This is a genomic window from Arthrobacter sp. NPDC080086, assembly GCF_040702285.1.
Genome location: NZ_JBFBKP010000005.1, coordinates 84,953 through 104,192, shown reverse-complemented (window position 1 = coordinate 104,192; position 19,240 = coordinate 84,953). Strand labels below are relative to the sequence as shown.

Annotated in this window: 17 protein-coding genes; 3 read left to right on the top strand and 14 right to left on the bottom strand. The window is 64.5% G+C overall.

Features of this window, described 5'->3' with window-relative positions:
• Positions 1–15: 15 nt before the first annotated feature.
• Together AB0305_RS03925 and AB0305_RS03920 are read right to left on the bottom strand one after the other, a co-directional pair.
• On the bottom strand, positions 16–738 hold the full coding sequence (locus tag AB0305_RS03925; RefSeq protein WP_366171560.1) for an MgtC/SapB family protein: 723 nt from the start codon (positions 736–738) through the stop codon (positions 16–18).
• Between the two features lie 99 nt (positions 739–837).
• Positions 838–1,941, bottom strand: a complete 1,104-nt coding sequence (locus AB0305_RS03920; protein WP_366171558.1) for an SDR family oxidoreductase — start codon at positions 1,939–1,941, stop codon at positions 838–840.
• A 57-nt stretch (positions 1,942–1,998) separates the two neighbouring features.
• Here AB0305_RS03920 and AB0305_RS03915 point away from each other — a divergent pair, with 57 nt between their 5' ends.
• Positions 1,999–2,190, top strand: a complete 192-nt coding sequence (locus AB0305_RS03915) for a hypothetical protein (RefSeq protein WP_366171556.1) — start codon at positions 1,999–2,001, stop codon at positions 2,188–2,190.
• A 33-nt stretch (positions 2,191–2,223) separates the two neighbouring features.
• Here the strand turns inward: AB0305_RS03915 and AB0305_RS03910 are convergent, their stop codons facing one another.
• The 10 genes from AB0305_RS03910 to AB0305_RS03865 form a co-directional block, all read right to left on the bottom strand.
• Complete coding sequence (locus AB0305_RS03910; protein WP_366171554.1) at positions 2,224–3,255, bottom strand: XdhC family protein; 1,032 nt, start codon at positions 3,253–3,255, stop codon at positions 2,224–2,226.
• Between the two features lie 62 nt (positions 3,256–3,317).
• A complete protein-coding gene (locus AB0305_RS03905; RefSeq protein ID WP_366171552.1) occupies positions 3,318–3,962 on the bottom strand; it encodes a carbon monoxide dehydrogenase subunit G in 645 nt (214 codons plus the stop codon).
• Positions 3,953–5,191 carry a VWA domain-containing protein gene (locus AB0305_RS03900; protein ID WP_366171550.1) on the bottom strand — a complete coding sequence of 413 codons (1,239 nt, stop codon included), beginning with the start codon at positions 5,189–5,191 and terminating at the stop codon, positions 3,953–3,955. The genes AB0305_RS03905 and AB0305_RS03900 overlap by 10 nt, the downstream gene beginning before the upstream one ends.
• 3 nt (positions 5,192–5,194) lie before the next feature.
• A complete protein-coding gene (locus tag AB0305_RS03895) occupies positions 5,195–6,091 on the bottom strand; it encodes a MoxR family ATPase (protein WP_366171548.1) in 897 nt (298 codons plus the stop codon).
• Positions 6,092–6,112: 21 nt separating this feature from the next.
• The gene (locus AB0305_RS03890) at positions 6,113–6,919 is read right to left on the bottom strand and encodes a xanthine dehydrogenase family protein subunit M (RefSeq protein WP_366171546.1); all 807 of its coding nucleotides are present in this window, start codon (positions 6,917–6,919) and stop codon (positions 6,113–6,115) included.
• Positions 6,920–6,934: 15 nt separating this feature from the next.
• Positions 6,935–9,313 carry a xanthine dehydrogenase family protein molybdopterin-binding subunit gene (locus tag AB0305_RS03885; RefSeq protein ID WP_366171544.1) on the bottom strand — a complete coding sequence of 793 codons (2,379 nt, stop codon included), beginning with the start codon at positions 9,311–9,313 and terminating at the stop codon, positions 6,935–6,937.
• 30 nt (positions 9,314–9,343) lie between these two features.
• Positions 9,344–9,871 (bottom strand): (2Fe-2S)-binding protein, encoded by a 528-nt coding sequence (locus tag AB0305_RS03880; protein WP_366171542.1) that lies wholly within the window; start codon positions 9,869–9,871, stop codon positions 9,344–9,346.
• A 374-nt stretch (positions 9,872–10,245) separates the two neighbouring features.
• A complete protein-coding gene (locus tag AB0305_RS03875; protein ID WP_366171540.1) occupies positions 10,246–10,422 on the bottom strand; it encodes a hypothetical protein in 177 nt (58 codons plus the stop codon).
• 160 nt (positions 10,423–10,582) lie between these two features.
• Positions 10,583–11,062: a CreA family protein gene (locus AB0305_RS03870; RefSeq protein ID WP_366171538.1), complete on the bottom strand. Its 480-nt coding sequence runs from the start codon at positions 11,060–11,062 to the stop codon at positions 10,583–10,585.
• Between the two features lie 39 nt (positions 11,063–11,101).
• On the bottom strand, positions 11,102–12,064 hold the full coding sequence (locus AB0305_RS03865; protein ID WP_366171536.1) for a LysR family transcriptional regulator: 963 nt from the start codon (positions 12,062–12,064) through the stop codon (positions 11,102–11,104).
• A 64-nt stretch (positions 12,065–12,128) separates the two neighbouring features.
• On the opposite strand from AB0305_RS03865, the gene AB0305_RS03860 reads away from it, so the two are divergent.
• Entirely contained in the window at positions 12,129–13,520 is a 1,392-nt protein-coding gene (locus AB0305_RS03860) for an MFS transporter (RefSeq protein WP_366171534.1), read from the top strand.
• A gap of 428 nt (positions 13,521–13,948) precedes the next feature.
• On the opposite strand, the gene AB0305_RS03855 is transcribed toward AB0305_RS03860, so the two are convergent.
• Both AB0305_RS03855 and AB0305_RS03850 read right to left on the bottom strand, forming a co-directional pair.
• Complete coding sequence (locus AB0305_RS03855) at positions 13,949–16,969, bottom strand: transglycosylase domain-containing protein (RefSeq protein WP_366171532.1); 3,021 nt, start codon at positions 16,967–16,969, stop codon at positions 13,949–13,951.
• 129 nt (positions 16,970–17,098) lie between these two features.
• Positions 17,099–18,010 (bottom strand): LysR family transcriptional regulator, encoded by a 912-nt coding sequence (locus tag AB0305_RS03850; protein ID WP_366171530.1) that lies wholly within the window; start codon positions 18,008–18,010, stop codon positions 17,099–17,101.
• 110 nt (positions 18,011–18,120) lie between these two features.
• Here AB0305_RS03850 and AB0305_RS03845 point away from each other — a divergent pair, with 110 nt between their 5' ends.
• Positions 18,121–19,230 carry a muconate/chloromuconate family cycloisomerase gene (locus AB0305_RS03845; protein ID WP_366171528.1) on the top strand — a complete coding sequence of 370 codons (1,110 nt, stop codon included), beginning with the start codon at positions 18,121–18,123 and terminating at the stop codon, positions 19,228–19,230.
• The last annotated feature ends 10 nt before the right edge of the window (positions 19,231–19,240 follow it).

The following is a 19,240-nucleotide window of genomic DNA, read 5'->3' as shown; positions in this document are numbered from 1 at the left end:
TCGCAGACGGCGCGCTTACTCCGTCGTGCTCGGATTCCAGAACGCCTGGGCCACATGCGGCTGCGATTGCAGCGCATTGACGATGCGGTCCAGCTCGGCCGCATTCACGGCGGTGGACATCAGCATCGCTTCGATTTCCACATGGTCTTCGCCGAACGGCTCGACCGAGAGATCGCTGATCGGGTAGCTGGCGTCTTCCAGCAGGCGCTCCAGATCGGCCAGCGCTTCCTTTTGACGCTCGCTCGTGGAGATCACGCACATCGTGTACGTGACTTCGCTGGCCTGGTTGTCCAGCGGCGTGCGGTTGATGCGGTCCACCACGGGCCGCAGCAGGATGTTCGACGCAAGCACGAATAGCGTCACCAGAATGGCTTGACCGATCAGATCCGACCCCGCCGCCGCGCCCACCGCGGCTGAGCCCCACAGCGTGGCCGCGGTGTTCAGCCCACGCACGTTCAGCCCTTCCTTCATGATCGTGCCGGCACCCAAAAAGCCGACACCCGATACCACGTAGGCGATCACGCGGGTGGTGTCCGATGCGGTGCCGATCTGCGCGGCCATATCGACGAAGGCAGCGGCTGCCACAGCCACCAGTGCGTTGGTGCGCAAGCCAGCCGTGCGCTGCCTGACCTGCCGCTCGAAGCCGATCAATGACCCCAGCGCAAACGCCGAAGCAAGGCTGATGAACGAATCCACCAGCGTGGCGACATTGAGATGGACGAGGGCTTGCAGCGTCATCGGCAGCTCCTTATGGATGGTGACCGGAGTCTCAGTTCGGGCGCCGAGGGTTATAGCACGGCGCCATGACACGCCGTGCAGGCAGGGTAGGCCTGACGGCTACTTATAGTCCCACTGCATTTGCTCGGGGATCGGCACGGCGTCCGAGGTTTCGAGGCAGCGGTCAAGGTAAGCGAGCAAGGAACGCGGCTGGAATCCGGTCTCCTGCAGCAGCCGCGTGTTGTCGAACACGTAGCTCATGCTGGCGAACTTGGCGTACAGGTGGATGCAGCGCGCGACCAATCGCACGTTGCCGTCGCCTGTCATGCTCAGGAATTTGCGGGCCAATGCTTTTTCGGCGATTTTTTCCTGGTACACGTAGCCGGCCAGCGCCTGGGCGTCTTCTTCCGGCGTCTGGCAGCGCTTGAAGCGCGGGTACAGCGTTTCAATGCGCTCCGAGTTCGCATCGCCGGCGCTGATGTGGTACAGGTCGTGCGCCAGCGTGGGCTTGGTCGACAGCCGCACGATGGCTTCAGCGCAATCGTCCACGGGCAGGATGTCGACGCGGTCGCTCAGGCGGCAGCTGAAGGTCTCGAGCATGGCCACCATGCGCAGCATCCAGAAGATGCTGCCCGAGGGCTCGCAGCCCAGCGTGCTGTGTCCCACTACGATGGACGGCCGCACCACCACCAGTGGCAGCTCAGGCACGTCTTCGCGCAGCTTCAGCTCGGCCATCCCCTTGGAATACGTATACGGCACGGCGTGCTGCTCGATGGCCGGCACGTCCCAGCTTTCGCTGACATGACGGTTGGCCAATTGACCACACGACATGGCTGTGCCGATCTGCAGGAAGCGCTTGAGCCGCTTGCCCTGCGCGGCCAGCTTGCCGAGCGCCAGCACACCACCAACGTTGGTTTCCCACAGCGACGGGTGATTCGAGAACGTTGCCAGCGCCGCGCAATTGATGATGACTTCCGGATTGCCCAATTTGGCGGCCCCGGCATCGCGCAGGTCGAACAGCACGATTTGCGATTCGGTGATGGCGTCGAGCGCGGCCGCCTCGAACGCAAACCGGCGCAGATTGCTGCGCAGCCGCGCCAGCCCTTCGGCAGGCGTGTCACCGCGCACGGCAAAGCGCGTGTCAGCCAGCAAACCTTTGGCTGCCAGATTCGCGGCAATGGCGCCGCCTACGAAGCCGGTCGCGCCGGTCAGCAGAATACTCATGCGAAAAAACTCGAAATCCCAAGGGTGCGAAGCGGATGACCTTTCCGCTTGCAAACAGTGTTCCGCTACGACATGAGCGGCGCGCTATGCGGCATGCTCTGGCCGGGAACAGGCGTCGCCGCCCGCTCTGGGCAGCGCACGGTGCGAGGCGTGTCGGCGCGGCATCGCTGGCGCAATGCGGTGCGGCCGGAAACCCGCGCAAAACCGATCATTTATATGAATGTAACCTTTCAGGCACCTTTCGGTTAGGCCTTTTTGAGCGGTTCCTCGGGAGGGTTGACATCAGAGATGTGGTACGGCGCAGCCTGATGTCGCATTCGCGGCAATTTCGCGCGCGGCCTTGGCGCCTTCCACCTGCAGGATGGTTGGCAGCGACACGCCGTTCTTGGCGGCCGTCACCTCGGCCAGAATGGAAATGGCGATCTCTGGCGGCGTGCGGCTGCCGATGTAGATGCCGACCGGCCCGTGCAGGCGTGCCAGTTCGGCATCGCTCAGGTCGAATTCCTTGAGACGCTCGCGGCGATTGGCGTTGTTGCGGCGGCTGCCCAGCGCACCTACGTAGAACGCAGGCGTTTTGAGCGCCTCCATGAGCGCGAGGTCATCGAGCTTGGGGTCATGCGTGAGGGCGATAACGGCGCTGCGTTCATCCAGCTTCATGGCCATCACCGTGTCGTCGGGCATGGTGCGGACCATGGTGGCGCCCGGGATTGACCAGTCTTCGCAATATTCCTCGCGCGGGTCGCACACCGTGACCTGGTAATCCAGGCCCACGGCGATCTGGCACAGGTAGCGCGAGAGCTGCCCCGCACCAATCACGAGCATTCGATAGCGTGGGCCATGGATGGTGATCAGGCGCTGCTCGTCAAACTGCAGGCCGTCGATGGCGCTAGCGTGTTGCAGCAGCGTCGCGCCGGTGGCCATGTCCAACGTGCGGGCGACGAGCTGGCCGGCTTCCACGGCGTGCAGCAGGGCATCGATGCCGCTGGACGCGGTGAGCGGCTCCAGCACCAGTTGCAGCGTGCCGCCGCAGGGCAGGCCAAAGCGGTGGGCTTCTTCTGCGCTGATGCCGTATTTCACGGCTTCGGGTTTGGTGTGGTGCAGGCCTTCGCGGCGCACGCGGTCGATGAGGTCATCTTCAATGCACCCGCCCGACACCGAACCCACGACGACGCCGTCATCGCGCAGCGCGAGCATCGCGCCTTCCGGCCGGGGTGATGAACCCCACGTTTTGACCACCGTGACGAGCAGCACGCGCCGCCCCTGTTCCAACCAGCGCACGCTGGTTTTCAAGACTTCAAGATCGACGCTGTCCATGATGCGGCTCCTGCGCGTTGGCGCCAGTGCAAGGTGCGAGGGCGATACCCGGGGAGGCCAGATTATGCCCCGTGGTGCAAAAACAGGTAGGCCGCCACCACGGCCACCACGGCCACGATGATCCACGGCCACGGGTTGCGCGGCTGCACCGCCGGGCTGATGGCGGATGTGCCTTGCCGTGCACCGTGGGCCTGTAGTTCGCCGCCTGCCAGATCGGGGATGGCGTGTTCGGCGGACACGCCGTCCACGGCGGGTGCAGCGCCGAGCTCCGCTGCAAAACGCTGGAAAAACTCATCTGCCAGCTTGCGCGCGGCGCCATCGACGAGCCGCGAACCGATCTGGGCGAGCTTGCCGCCCACCTGTGCCGTGGCGGTGTAGGCCAAGCGGGTGACAGTCGGTCCCTCGGGTGTTAGCTGGACCAGCGCCGTGCCCTTGCTGAAACCAGCGGCGCCGCCCTGGCCATCGAAATGCAGCGTGTAGCTGCGCGGCGGGGTGATCTCCGACAGTTGCATGCGCCCCTTGAAGCGCGCCTTCACGGGCCCGACGGCCGCTTGCATGGCGATGTCGTAGGCAGGCGCATCGCCGTCGGCGGCAGCAGTGAGGCTTTCGCAACCGGGGATGCAACGCTGCAGCACGGCGGGGTCGTTCAACGCATTCCAGGCGGTCTGCAGGGGCACGGGCAGGAGGTGGGTCTGGGTCAGTTCCATGGGGCGGTCGATCGTGCTGGGGGGGTGTGAGACGGCGTGCGCGGGGTGCGTGTGCGGCGAGCATGCGCCAATTCCTGTTCCAGCGCAGTCAGGCTGTCGAAATGGTGAGCAGGCACCATCGCGTCGACGTGCGGCAGGATGGCTCGCACGCCACGTGCCCGGGGTTCAAAGCCCGCAAAGCGCAGCAGCGGGTTCAGCCAGACGATGCGGTGGGCGAAGCGTGCCAGACGCGCCATTTCCGCATCCAACAGGTCGATGTGTTCATGGTCGAGCCCATCGGTCACCAGCAGCACCGTCGCGCGGCCGAAGAGTGTGTGGCGCGCCCAGTGGCGGTTGAATTCCGCCAGCGCGGCGCCGATGCGCGTGCCACCAGACCAATCCGGCACAAGCTGCGCGATGGCTTGCACGGCGATGTCCGGATCGCGCTCACGCAGTTGCCGGGATACGTTGGTCAGCCGCGTGCCGAACAGAAACGCCTGGATACGCTCGCGCGATTGCACCAGCGCGTGGCAGTAGTACAGCACCGCGCGCGAATAGCGGCTCATCGATCCGGAAATGTCGAGCAGCAGCACGAGCGGCGGTGTGCGGTCGACGGGCTGGCGGTATTTCCAACCTGTCCATTCCCCGCCGGCACGCACAGCTTGGGCGGCGGTGGCGCGCAGATCCGGGTGCCGGCCGCGCGAGGCGGCTTTCAGCCGGCGCGTGCGTTCCTGCGCCAGACGCACACGCCTGCGCCGGATCATGTGTTGCAGCGCCCGCCATTCCGCAGCGTTGAGCGTGTCGAAGTCGCGCGTACGCAGGGCTTCGTTCGCAGAAAACGCCAGCGGCGCAACGACGTCATGGCGCTCGCCGTCGGGTGTGGAGGTACGCGGCAGGCTGGTCGATGACTGCGCGCGCAGCGCATCGGCCAGGCGGTTGCTGCGTGCGGCGGGTGGAACGCCGCCGCGCACCTTGGGCAGCAGCAGGGCGCGCAACTTGCCTTCCCAGTCCGGGTCACGCCAGAACACGTTGAAGGCGGCATCGAACAGCGTGCGTTCATCGGGGTGCGAGACGAGCAGGGCGGACAGCGCGGCCTTCACGTCGCCTCGGTGGCCGATATCGATATGGCTCAGCGCTTCGATGGCATCGACCGCACGTGACGGCGCCAGCGGCATGCCGGCATTGCGCAGCAGGCGTACGAAATGCGTCACGTTGCGAGAGAGCATCGGCAATGCGGTAGTGGCGTGCATGGCCTACTCCGGCAATGCGGGCGCGGCCAGCAATTGCTCGATGGTTGGCGTATCCACGCGGGCCAGGTCATCCTGATATTTGAGCAGCACACCCAGCGTGTCCTGCACCGATTGCGGGTCGAGCTCGGTCACATTCAGCGCGGCCAGTGCGCGACACCAATCGATCGCTTCGGCAATACCCGGTGCCTTGAATAGATCAATGCCGCGTAGGCGGTGTACGAAATCCACCGCGCGTTGCTGCAGGCGGGCAGCGGTTTCGGGCGCGCGTTGCGCCACGATCTGCAGCTCGCGCGCCTTGTCCGGGTAGCCGATCCATTGATACAGGCAGCGCCGCTTGAGCGCGTCGTGCACCTCGCGCGTGCGGTTGGAGGTCATGATGACCAGCGGAATCGCCTGCGCGCGCACCGTGCCGAATTCCGGAATCGACACCTGGAAATCCGAGAGCAGCTCCAGCAGAAAGGCCTCGAACGGTTCGTCAGCGCGGTCGATTTCATCGATCAGCAAGACGCGAGGCGTATCAGGGTGGTTGGGGTCCGGCAGCAGCGCCTGCAGCAGCGGGCGCTTGAGCAGGAATTCGTCACGGTACAGCGTATCGGCGCGCGGTCTGTCGCCTGCCGCTTCGGCCAGGCGCAGGGCCATGATCTGGCGCGGGTAGTCCCATTCGTAGAGCGCGCTGGCGGTATCCAAGCCTTCGTAGCACTGCAGCCGCAGCAGCGATGTACCTAGCAGCCCGGCCGCCGCCTTCGCCAGCTCGGTCTTGCCGACACCGGGTTCGCCTTCCAGGAACAGCGGCCGCTGCATGCGCAGTGCGAGAAACAGGGCCGTGGCCAGCTCGCGGCTGGCGAAGTAGCCCTGGCCTTGCAGTTGCGCGATGCAGTCGTCAATGGAGTCGACCGGCATGCCGTTCCTTGGCCAATGCGCTCAGTGGTGTTTCACCAGAGCGTGCTCGACCGCGCGTGCCGCCAGCACCGGGATCAGGTGCGCCCGATATTCCGGCGAGGCATGCAGATCGCCCACCAGATCATCGGCCGGCACCACCACGTGGCGCGCGGCTTCCGACGTGAAATTGGCCGACAGCGCCTGCTCCAGCGGCGTACAGCGAAACACGCAAGGCGCCGCGCCTGTCACGGCCACTCGCACGTTGTTGCCCTTGCGGCTGACGAACACGCCCACCAGCGCAAAGCGCGACGCCGGGTTGCGGAACTTCACATAGGCGGCCTGATCCGGCACGGGAAACTGCACCTCGGTGATGAGTTCATCTGATGCCAACGCCGTCTCGTACATGCCGAGGAAGAAATCATCCGCCGCGATGTTGCGCCGCTCGGTGACGACGGTGGCGTTCAGGCCCAGCACAGCCGCTGGGTAGCACGCCGCCGGGTCGTTGTTGGCGAGCGATCCGCCCAGCGTGCCCATGGCGCGCACCTGCTGGTCGCCGATACCGCCGGCCAGCTCTGCCAGGGCGGGCAGCATGCGGACGATATCGGCGTTCTCGGCTACGTCGGCATGGCGTGTGGCCGCACCCACGGTGATGACGCCCGGCTGCGAGCGGATGCCCCGCATGCCCGGAATGCTCGTGACGTCCACCAGCGTGGACGGTTGCGCCAGCCGTAGCTTCATCGCCGCCAGCAGGCTCTGGCCGCCGCCGAGGTACTTGGCATCGGCGTGCGTCTTCATCGCGGTGACGGCGGTCTGGGCGTCGGTGGCTTTCTGGTACTCGAAGTCGTACATGGTGGGCTCCTCTACCTAGGCCTTGGCCGCTTGGATGGCTTGCCAGACACGGTGGGGCGTGGCGGGCATCTGGATGTCTTTCACACCCAACGGCGCCAGCGCGTCGACGATGGCGTTGATGAGCGCCGGCGGCGAGCCGATCGCCCCGGCCTCGCCGCAGCCTTTGACGCCCAGCGGGTTATGCGTGCAGGGCGTACCCTTGGCGGTTTCTACCGTGAAGCTCGGCAGGTTGTCGGCGCGCGGCATGGCGTAGTCCATGTACGAGCCGGTCAGCAGCTGGCCGTTTTCGTCGTACACGCATGCCTCCATCAGCGCCTGGCCGATGCCCTGGCCAAGTCCACCGTGCACCTGCCCCTCGACGATCATCGGGTTGATGATGTTGCCGAAGTCGTCCACCGCAACGAACCTGTCGATGTGCACCTCGCCGGTATCGGGATCAACCTCCACTTCGCAGATGTACGCGCCGGCCGGATAGGTGAAGTTGGTCGGGTCGTAGAAGGCGTTTTCGTCCAGCCCGGGTTCGAGCTTGTCGAGCGGGTAGTTGTGCGGCACGTACGCCGTGAGCGCAACTTCACCAAAGGTCTTGGTGCGATCGGTGCCGGCCACGCGGAAGACGCCGTCCTTGAACTCGATGTCTTCGGCCGACGCCTCCAGCAGATGCGCGGCGATCTTCTTGGCCTTGGCCTCGATCTTGTCGAGCGCCTTCATGATGGCCGAGCCGCCCACGGCAATCGAGCGCGAACCATACGTGCCCATCCCGAACGGAATGCGGCCGGTATCGCCGTGCACGATCTCGACGTTCTCAAGCGGCACGCCCAGGCGATCGGCCACCACTTGCGCAAACGTGGTCTCGTGCCCCTGCCCATGGCTGTGTGAGCCGGTGAATACCGTGACGGAGCCCGTTGGGTGTACGCGGATTTCGCCGGCTTCAAACAACCCCGCACGTGCGCCCAGTGCACCGGCAATGTTGGATGGCGCCAGCCCGCAGGCCTCGATGTAGCAGGAGTAGCCGATGCCGCGCAGCCGCCCCTTGGCGCGCGAGGCATCGCGGCGGGCGGCAAAGCCCTTGACGTCGGCCAGTTCGATGGAGCGATCGAGCAGGGGCTCGTAGTCGCCGGTGTCATACGTCAGGCCCACCGGCGTGGCATACGGGAACGTGCGGATGAAGTTGCGGCGGCGCAGCTCCGCCGGGTCCATCTGCAGTTCGCGCGCAGCGGTTTCCACCAGCCGCTCCACCACGTAGGTCGCTTCCGGCCGTCCGGCACCGCGGTATGCATCCACCGGCGCCGTGTTGGTGAACACCGCTTTCACCTCGGCGTAGATGGCGGGCGTCTTGTACTGGCCCGCGAGCAGCGTCGCATACAGGATGGTCGGCACGCTGCTGGCAAAGGTCGACAGATACGCCCCCATGTTGGCCGTGGTGTGCACGCGCATGGCGAGAAAGTTGCCTTGCGCATCGAGCGCCAGTTCGGCATGCGTGACGTGGTCGCGGCCGTGCGCATCGGTGAGGAAGGATTCGGAGCGCTCCGCTGTCCACTTGATCGGTCGGCCGACCTTCTTCGATGCCCACGTGAGCGCCACATCTTCCGGGTACAGGAAGATCTTCGAGCCGAACCCGCCGCCCACATCGGGCGCAATCACGCGCACCTTGGCCTCCGTCAGGCCCAGCACGAACGCCGACATCAGCAGGCGTTCCACATGCGGGTTCTGGTTGGCGACGTAGAGCGTGTAGCTGTCGTCCTGGCGCGAATAGCTGGCGTTGACGGCGCGCGGTTCGATCGCGTTCGGAATCAAGCGGTTGTTGACGATATGGAGCTGCGTCACATGCGCGGCCTTGGCGAAGGCGGCATCGGTGGCGGCCTTATCGCCGTGGCCCCAGGTGTAGCAGGTGTTGTTGGGCACGTCGTCGTGCACGGCAGACCTGGCGGTGTCCGCGGTGGCGGTGTCGATCACGGCGGGCAGCTCGTCGTACTCCACGTCGATCATCTCGGCGGCGTCCTTGGCGATCTTCACGGATTCGGCCACCACCAGCGCCACCTGGTCGCCCACGTGGCGCACTTTGCCTTGCGCGAGCACGGGGTGGGGCGGCTCCTTCATCGGTGTGCCGTCAATGCTGTGGATCAGCCAGCCGCACGGCAGGCCATTGACTTTGTCAGCGGCCAGGTCGTCGCCGGTGAGCACGGCCAGCACGCCCGGATGCTTGCGCGCCGCATCGGCGTTGATGTGCTTGATGCGCGCATGCGCATACGGCGAGCGCAGGAACACCGCGTACGACTGGTGCGCCTGGACGACGTCGTCTGTGTACTGTCCGGCGCCGGTCAGGAAGCGGAAGTCTTCCTTGCGCTTGACGGCTGCGCCGATCAGGTGGTGGTTGGGTTCTGCGGGAGCGTTCATGGTGGTGTCCTCGCGTCGTGGGTCGCCTGATCAGGCAGCGTGGGCGCGGGCGGCGGCCAGGCCTTGCAGGGAGGCATCGTTGCCTTCGGCCTTGGCCATCGCTTCGGCGCCCTGGAGTACGGCGCGCACGATGTTGTGATAGCCCGTGCAGCGGCAGAGGTTGCCGTCGAGCTGTTCGCGCACCTGCTGTTCGCTTGGATGCGGGTTTTGCGCAACCAGCGCGGTGGCGGCCATGACCATGCCGGGCGTGCAGAAGCCGCATTGCAGGCCGTGGCATTCGCGGAAGGCCGCTTGCATCGGGTGCAGCGCACCATCTTTGGACAAGCCTTCGATGGTGGTCACATCCGCACCGTCGGCTTGCACGGCGAGGATGTTGCACGACTTCACCGCGCGCCCGTTCATATGCACCGTGCAGGCGCCACATTGCGCCGTATCGCAACCGACGTGCGTGCCGGTCAGGTGCAGCTGCTCGCGCAACAGTTGGACCAACAGGGTATGGGGTTCGACACTGACGGTGACAGGCGCACCGTTGACCGACAGCTTGAGGCTGATCGCCATGGGAGTCTCCTTGGGGATTGGGTCGCCGTGTGCCTGCGTCGCAGCGTCAATGCGCGCGTGGTCTGGGTATCGGTGGGCGCGGCTCTACTCAGTAAAGCACAGGCGATGGAGAAGACAACCGGGAAGCGGTCCGGGCAAAGCGGAGAGGAAAGCAATGCCGCAGCGCGCAAGAACAGGCACATGCGCGCGCCGCAGACATGACAAAGGGCCGGAAACCGGCCCTCGATTGGCACCAGGCGGTCATGACCTGGCGGGTGTGGCGGCAGGTGTCAAAACACATGGCCGGCGCACGATGCTACGGGTGTTGCGAGTACAGCGATACAGCTAGCTCGGGCACACGCCCATCGACAACAACGGCGGCTGATGACGACAGATCAGGCCTTGGCGGTGCGGTGCGTGCTGAACAGGCTCGCGATTGCCGAGAAGAACTGGGCAAACGAGAACGAGGTGCCGTTCGGACGGCGATAGTAGTAGATACCTTCGGACATTTCGCGCTCGATCAGTTCGCGTTCGAGTTGATCGGTCAGCTTCAGGTCGTTCGTGTTTTGCATGATTGGCCTCTTAGGGATTTCCCGGTTAGGGAATACCCTGACTATACACTAGATGATGCAATGCACCATACGTAGGCTTACGTATGCACCACTTCGCGTTGTTTGGCCGCCACGCTTGCGTCGAAGCGCACCACCATGGTGCGCACGCCGCTTTCGCGCCTTATTTGACCGGGATAGGCTGGCTGGCGGGCACCGGCACGGCCGTCACACTGTTCTTGGGGCTGCCCGAGATGACCTTGTCGGAATACGTGAGGTAGACCAGCACGTTGCGCTTGCGGTCCACCACCCGCACCACGTGCAGCGTCTTGAAGACGAGCGACAGGCGCTGTGTGAACATGTCGTCCTGCTGTGGCAGCGGCTTGACGAAGGTGATGTCGCCCACCTGGCGGCAGGCTACGGCGGCTTCGCTCACGTCTTCAGCCACGCCGAGCGTGCCCTTGATGCCGCCGGTGCGGGCGCGCGACACGTAGCAGGTGACGCCTTGCACGAGCGGGTCGTCATAGGCTTCCACGACGATCTTGTCAGAGCCGGTGATGCGGAAATTGGTGCTGACGCTGCCGATATCTTCGGCGCGGGAGCAGGCAGTGGCGCTCAAGGTGAGCAGGGCGACCAAAACAGGAAACCGGGTAAACGGGCGCATGGCTTTGCGTGATGAACGAGAAAAGGGCGGGTTGCAGGATCAGAGCAGCGATTCGGGCGGCCACGGCGCGGTTTCGTCCGCAAACGTGGGGCGCACGTCGCTGTGCTGGCGAGACTGTTCAATGCGGCGGTGCAGCGCATCCATGAAGACTTTCACCTTGGCGGGCATGAGACGGCGTCCGGGGAAGATGGCGTACACGCGCATTGGTGGGGACTGGAAATCGGTCAGCACCTCTTGCAGCGCGCCGGAGGCGATCAGATCCGTCGCAAACACCGAGGTGATTCGCGCGACGCCCAAGCCAGCGATGGCCGCCTGCATGCGCAATTCGCTATTGGAAGTCCGCATGCGGAAATCCAACGGCAGATTGAGGGTTTCGCCGCCGGGCGTGCGGAATTGCCATTCGGCTTCGTTCGAGACGCCGAGGCAAGGCCAATCGGCGAGTTGGTCCGGGTGGGACAGCGGCCCCAGTCTTTGCAGCAACTGCGGGGCGACCACCACCGCACGGCGCAGATCAAAGACGCGCTGCGCGACGAGGCCTGAATCTGGTAGCGGCCCGCGCGGCACCGTCAGCATGATGTCGTAGCCCTGGGCGAGCGGGTCGATCTGGCGCGGTGCGACATCCACTTCGATGCGCAGGCCGGTGTGCTCCCGCATGACTTCCAGCACCACCTCGGCAAACTGCCGTGCGGCAAATTCATATGGCATGGCAATGCGCAGGGTGCCCGCGGGCGACTGGAATGTGGCGGCCGCATCTTCGGACACTTCGCGCAGGCGCTGGAATAGGGGGCCGGCATCACGCAGCAGCGCTTCGCCGGCGTCGGTCAGGCGCAGGCGGCGCGTACTACGCTCGAACAGGCGCGCGCCGAGTTTGCCTTCCAGCCGCGACACCGCCGTGCTGACTGACGATTTGGGCAGCCCCAGCCGATCTGCCGCCCGGGTGAAGCTGCCGAGGGTGGCCACGGTGCAGAAGGTGTCCCAGTCGTTCCAGTCCGTCGTTCGCATAATTGAACAATGAATTTGTTGGCAGGCGATTTCCGCCGGTTTGCGGGCAAATTACCATCCCTGCATGAACACGCCAAGCACAGACCACACCATTTCACCCGCCCCTGCGCCGCGCCGCGCACCGGGGGAATCGACCGTCGGCAGCCGGATGGAACTGCGCATGGTGGGCATGGTGATCGGCCTGGCGACAGGCGTGGACTACATGGCCAACCTGATGTTTTCGATTGCGGGGCCGCATATCGAAGGCGGGGTGCTCGCGTCACAAGATGTGTATCTATGGGCCGTGACGGCGTATGCGGCGGCCGCCAGCCTGGCCATTCTGGTGATGGGCCGGCTGGCGGATCACATGACGTACCGCCGGCATACGTTGTTGTCGCTGGTAGTGTTCATTGCAGGCACGCTGATGTGCGCAGCGGCTGAGGGTGGCACGATGCTGATCGTGGGCCGGGCGGTGCAGGGGTTTGGCGCGGGGCCGATGCTTTCCACGTCGCGCATCTTTGTGCAGCATAGCCCTGCGCATGAGCGCCGCACGATGATGAAGGGGATGATCTACGGCATCTTCGGGCTGAGCTGCGTGTCGCCGATGCTGTCTGCGGCGCTGACCGAGCAGTTTGGCTGGCGCGCCATCTTCGTTGCGCAACTGCTGGTGGCGGTGGTGGTAGCGGGGCTGGTGGCGGCGTTCTATCCGCACCCCAAGATGCACGAGCGCAAGGGCGATTTTGCGTCGCTCGATTGGCCGTCGGCTATTGCCTTCGGGCTGGCGGCGCTGATTGCATTGCATGGCTTTCAGCAAGCGCGGTTCGTGCACCCGGATGGCTCGCCGGCGCAAGTGCTGCCCATCATTGCGGTGGCGGCGCTGATTGCCTGGATCGGCATCCGCCAGACCGGCCACCCACTGCCGTGGGTGGACTTGCGGGCCACGCTGCAGCGGCGCTTTCTGATGGGGATGGTGTTCTACGCCATCTACTACGTGTTTGCGAGCGCGTGGGGTTTTTTGTCGTCGAGCCTGCTGCAGAACGGGCTGGGGTTCCGCTATGAGACCACCGCGCAGTTGATGAGCCTGGGCGGGCTGGTGACGGTCGTGCTGGGCATCCTGAATTTCCAGTTAACAAATGTGCTGCCGCCCAAGCGGGTGCTGATCTCCGTCGGCTTTGTGCTGATGGCGGTGGCATTCCTGTGGATGTCGCATGCGGCGATGCCCGGGGGCGTCTGTGATGGCGGTGGCGCCGGGGTTTTTGATCGAAGGCATGGTGGGGATGTTTGTCGTCATCCAGGTGGCGGGGCTGACGTATGTCGATATGCCGGCCAAGGATTTCGGTCATGCGTATCAGTTCAAGGGGATCATGCGCGCCTGGGCACAGGCGTTTGGGACGATGGGGGCGACGTTGTTGTTGCAGCGCGGGCAGGCGCAGCATCGGACGGACCTGGTGGGGCATGTGAGTGCGTTTACGCCTGACTGGCAGTGGCCGCATGCGCTGCAGGGTGCGGAGTTGATTCGGATTTCTGCGGAGATTGATCGGCAGGCGGCGTTGTTGGCCGTGAGGGATTTGTTTGCCTGGGGGGCGTTGATTGCGGTGGTTTGTGCTGGTGCTATTTGGTTGCAGCGTCATCTGCGTTGATGGTGCATCCCTTGTTTCATCCCCTGCCGGGGCTGACTCACTTTCTTTGTCTTGCCAAAGAAAGTAAGCAAAGAAAGGCGCGCCCGATGCGGCGACCCCCCTCCTTGGATTTCTGTCGCGGGGAGGGAAGGGAGGCAAACTCGCTTCGCTCAGACAGGCCTCCCTTCTTTATCCTCCCCGCAACAAAAATCCAAGGCGCCGCATAGGGCAGGGCACGGCCACACCATCTGGACGCGGGCGCAACGCCAGGGGCTTGCCCGTCGCGTCAATCCAGCTTTTGTTCGGGGGCGGTGGCTTGCGGGAGCTTGCAGTTGAACGCTGGGGCTTCGTCTTTCAGGTCCAGGTGGTCCATCAGGGTGGGGGCCAGGACTTTGAGGACCTGCACGGTTAGTGCGCTGGTGAACTTGTATTTGGCGGCGTCTGCGCCGGCTACGTAGGCGACGACGGTGCCGAAGTAGCGGTCGCCCAGGTAGAAGACGAAGGCGCCGGAGCGGCTGACGACGCGTTCGGAGATGAGGCCGCCGCCGCGGCTGAACGTTTTAAAGCGGTTGTCGCCCGTGCCAGTTTTGCCCCCGATGGGGATGGGCTTGCCGTCTTTCTGGACGAAGGTGCCGGAGATGCGCTTGGCGGTGCCGCCTTCCACCACGCCCGCCAGCGCGGATTTGACCAGTGGCGGAATTTCGGGCGGCAGCACGCGTTCACCGGCGTTGGGGTCGCGGCAGAGGATGACTTCGTAGGGGGTGTTGGCGGCAAAGCGCAGGCGGTCGATGCGTACGGTGGGCAGGCGGATGCCGTCGTTTTCGATGATGCCCATCAGCTCAGCCAGTGATGCAGGACGATCTGCCGATGCACCGATGGCCGTGCCATACGAGGGCACCAGCGATTCGAACGGATAGCCCAGCCGCTTCCACATCGCGTGAATCTGCTGGAACGCTTCGATCTCCAGCATTTGCTTGATGCGCTTGTCCTGCGCGCCCTTGCGACGCGACTGCAACAGCCACTTGTACACGGCCAGCCGTTCATCGGCGCTTGCCTCGTTCACCTGCGTGAGCGTGGCCTGCGGGTGGGTCCGCAGATACGCCACCAGCCACAGTTCCAGCGGATGCAGTCGCGCGATGTAGCCGCGGTCGGCCAGATCAAAACGCTGGACGGAGTACTTCTCGTACAGCTTGGCGAGCGTTGCCTCGTCAAGCTTTGCGCCAGGTAAATAGCTGCGGATGAACGCGGCGAGTTTGCCCGGGCCGGCCTCGGGGTCGATGCTGCGGAAGATGGTCGCCAGCCGCACCGGTGTGGCATGCGTGCTCTGCACAAGGATGGCTTCGCGTTCTGCGTCGGTTTTGCCTTTGTACTTTGCGTAGAAGCGGCCCATGAAGAGCTTGCCTTCGCGGTCGGCAAAGCGTTGCAGGTAGACCTGTCGCTGGGGTGATTCGGGATCGGTCAGCGCTTCGGCGCCGGCGCTGGGCAACTGGTGCTGAAAGTAGCGCGAGATGTCGCGCATGATCCGCACGAAGACGAGGTTGACGGAGTGCTTGAGCCCCTCGCGCACCGTGAAGAATTGCGTGCCTTCCCATTTCTCGAAGTTTTCGAAACTCTGCATGCCACCGCCGGTGGCAAACCACTCGCCGGCGTTGCCGGAATATTTGCGCTCCATCGATGCATCCAGCATTGTCGCGAGCGAGCGGTCTTGCGGGTTGTCGGGCGTGTGGGCGAGGTAGTCGACGGCCCAGCGCTCGATTGGGTTCTGCACCGGGATGTTGAGCTTGCGCAGCGCCGCGGCAGGCTGGTCGGCATAGCGCTGGTGCAGCTCGGCCACGATTTGCAGATACGTCACCAGCGTGCGCAGCTTGGCCGTAGAGCCCAAGTCCAGCTTCACGCCTTCGTTGATGTCGAATGGCTTGTCGAAGGTGTCGGCCTGCACCAGCACGCGGTTGCCGCCGGGCGCGCGCTCATACAGCGTGAAGCTGTAGGTCACGCCGCTCGGGTCGCCGTGTTCAAGCATCTTGTCGCCGACGAGGCCCGCGGCTTTTGCGCGTGCAGGGTCGCGCAGCTTGCGCAGTTCGGTGGTGATCTCGCGCTGAAAGGGCGCGTCGAGCGTGCTGCTGGCCGTCAGGTCCAGCCGGTCGAGTGAATACATGCGCGAGATGCCCAGCATGCTCGCCAGGTTCACGCGCACGGCATTGGTGCCTTTGTGCTCGACCGGCGGAGGTGGCACGCGGGTGTTCAGGGCCTGCTGCTTGAGCGATTGCGCAATCGCTGCGTCGCGTAGCGCGGGCGGAATCACGCCTGTGGCGGCGAGCACGCGCAGGTAAGCGTTCGTCAGCGCTTCAAGCTCATCGAGGTTTTCCAGGTAATACGATGGGCGCCGCTGCGATACCAACAGGCTCAACGCCTCCTTGTAGGCCAGTGCACGCTCATCCAGCGACGCCTCCGAGGTGGTTGATAGCAACGCATTCACCTGCGCAAAGTCCCGGCCGTACCAGACCCAGAGCGCATCCCCAATGCCTTGAATTTCACCAAACCCGGCACGCGCGCCCAGCGGCACGGTGTTCAGATAGTCGACCACAAGTTGGTGGCGCGTGGCGGTGGTGTCTTCGCCGTTGAGGTAGGCGCGTGCGGATGCGGACGCCATCTGGCGCAGTTTTTCGCTGGGGGATTCGGTGCGGCCTTCGGGTGAGTGTCGGTACTTTTCGATTTGCGTGGCGAGCGTGCTGCCGCCGGGCGACTCGTGCGCGGTGTTGACGGTATGCAGGGCACGGTCCCACACCGCGCGCGCCAGGCGCGTCCATTCCACAGCTGGATTGCGCTTGGGATATTCGGTCTGCAGCAGCGTGCGGTTTTCGATCGCGAGCAGCGAGCTGACCAGCAACGGCGGCACCGATTTAAAACCGTCATACACGCGTTCGGGGTGGCGTACGCGGTAAATGGGGCGGCCGTCGTCGTCGAGCAGTTCCAGCCCGGCTTGGTCTTTCTCGCGGTACAGGGCGTTCAGGCCGCGGTCCATCAGCGAGAGCATGTCTTGCGACGGCACGGCTTGCTGGGCGACGAGGTAGCCGCGCGAACGCAGGCGATCAAGAAAGGTCGGGAGCTGGTGATAACCGAGGCGTTCGTCGTAGGGGCCGGAGTTCGGAAACCGCGCGGAGGCGTTCGGCCCCGGCTGGACGGGAAAGGTTTGCGACTCGCCCAGGTGCGCCAGATAGCGTGCCTGCAGGTCGGAAGTCTTCAACTCACCGGCGACGAGCCAAGCCGCGATCGCAAGCAGCACGAGCGGCACCGCGATGAGGGTCAACTTGACGAGGCGGCGTCTTCTTGTCACTCGCTACGCTCCAATCGCAGGCGGACGGGCGCCTCGTTTCAATCTAGCCCATGCGGGCCTCGTGTCCAGCGGCTTGTAACTTTGGGGCCGCTATTGCAAGCCTTACGACGGCGTGTAGTACCGAATGTTCTGCTCATCGTACAACCGGTACGTCAGGGCCAGCATAGCCTGGATGTCTTCAGATTCATCCAGCAGCCGCGTACTGAAGATAATGGGCGAGACCAGTTGCGGATCGTCGAGTTCCATATAGCAAACGTCTTCCCGCTTCAGGCCCGCCACGCTGCGCGGCACCACCGACACCCCTTCGCCAGCCGCCACCAACCCGAGGGCGATTTGCAATTCCCGTGCCTCGTAAATCTTGCTCGGTTCCAGCGCGCGATCGTGGAACAGGGCGAGCACCTGATCGGCATAGCTCGGGCGTGGCGCGCGCGGATAAATGATGAGCGTGTCGCCGACCAGATCGCGCAACGACACCTCAGGCTTTGTCCCCAGCAACGGATGACCCGAGGGCAGGGCAACCATCAGCCGTTCGTCGCGCAGCAGGATGCGCCGCACGTTCGGGTCTTCATAGCGGATGCGGCCGAAACCCACGTCGATGCGACCGTCCTTGAGCGCCTGGATCTGGTCCATGGTGGTCATCTCGTGCATGGTGAGATCGACCATCGGGTATTCCGCCCGGAAACGCCGGATGACTTTCGGCAGCATCCCGTACAGCGTCGAGGCGACAAAGCCGATCGACATGCGGCGCTCGATCTGCCCGACGCGCTGCGTCATGGAGGCCAATTCGGCCGTCTGCGCCAGCAACTGGCGCGCGTGCGCGTGGAAGAAGCGGCCGGCTTCCGTCAGCTTGAGCGGGCGGCTGCCGCGCTCGAACAGCAGCACGCCGATCTCCTCTTCCAGTTGCTGAATCTGCCGCGAGAGCGGCGGCTGGGCGATGTGCAGGCGCTCAGCGGCGCGCGTGAAATTCAGCTCTTCAGCAACGGCCACGAAGTAGCGCAGGTGGCGCAGTTCCATATCCAACCTTATAGGTATGAAGCTGATACTAAATCGGTGTTGGACGCAATAAATCGCGCTGCGTAATCTGGTTTCCAAGTTGATCGTCATCACTCTGATACCTGGAAAACATGATTCGCTCGATCGAGGCCATTCTAGTGGATGTGCCCACCATCCGTCCGCACAAGCTCTCTGTCGCCACCATGCACACCCAGACGCTGGTGCTCGTGCATGTGTGCTGCGAAGACGGCATCGAAGGCTGGGGCGAGGCCACCACCATCGGTGGCCTGAACTACGGCGAAGAAAGCCCCGAGAGCATCAAGGTCAACATCGACACGCACATCGCGCCGCTGCTGATCGGCATGGATGCGCGCAACGTGGCGGCTGCCATGGCACGCGTGCGCAAGACCATCCAGGGCAACCGCTTTGCCAAGTGCGCGCTGGAAACGGCGCTGCTCGACGCCCAAGCGCGCCGGCTGAACGTGCCGCTGTCGGAACTGCTCGGCGGCCGGCTGCGTGATGCGCTGCCGGTGGCTTGGACGCTCGCCAGCGGCGACACAAAGAAGGACATTGCCGAGGCAGAAGCGATGCTCGCCGAGCGCCGCCACCGCATCTTCAAGCTGAAGATCGGCCTGCGCCCGGTGGCCGACGATGTGGCCCACGTGCTGGCCATCAAGCGCGCGCTGGGTGACGCGGTAAGCGTGCGTGTGGACGTCAACCAGGCCTGGAGCGAACTCGACGCCGCCAACGGCATCGCGGCACTGCAAGCCGGCGGCATCGACCTCATTGAACAACCCGTGCGCGCCGAAAACCGCGCCGCGCTGGAACGCCTGGCCCGCCAGTTCGCTGTGCCGATGATGGCCGACGAAGCGCTGCATGGTCCGCTGGATGCGTTTGAGCTGGCCTGTAGCGCCAGCGCCGATGTCTTCGCCGTGAAGATCGCCCAATCCGGTGGCCTCGTCCCTGCCATGCAGGTGGCGGCCATCGCGCAGCTTGCGGGCATCAGTCTGTATGGCGGAACGATGCTCGAAGGCGCGGTCGGCACGGCAGCTTCGGCCCACGTGTTTTCCACCTTTGGCGACCTGCAATTCGGCACCGAGTTGTTCGGCCCCTTGCTGCTCACGCAAGAACTGCTGACCGAGCCGCTGCAGTACCGCGATTTCATGCTGCAGGTACCAACAGGCCCCGGCCTCGGCATCCAGATCGACCGCGACAAGTTGACCCGCTTGCGCCGGCAATAAGAGCACCAAA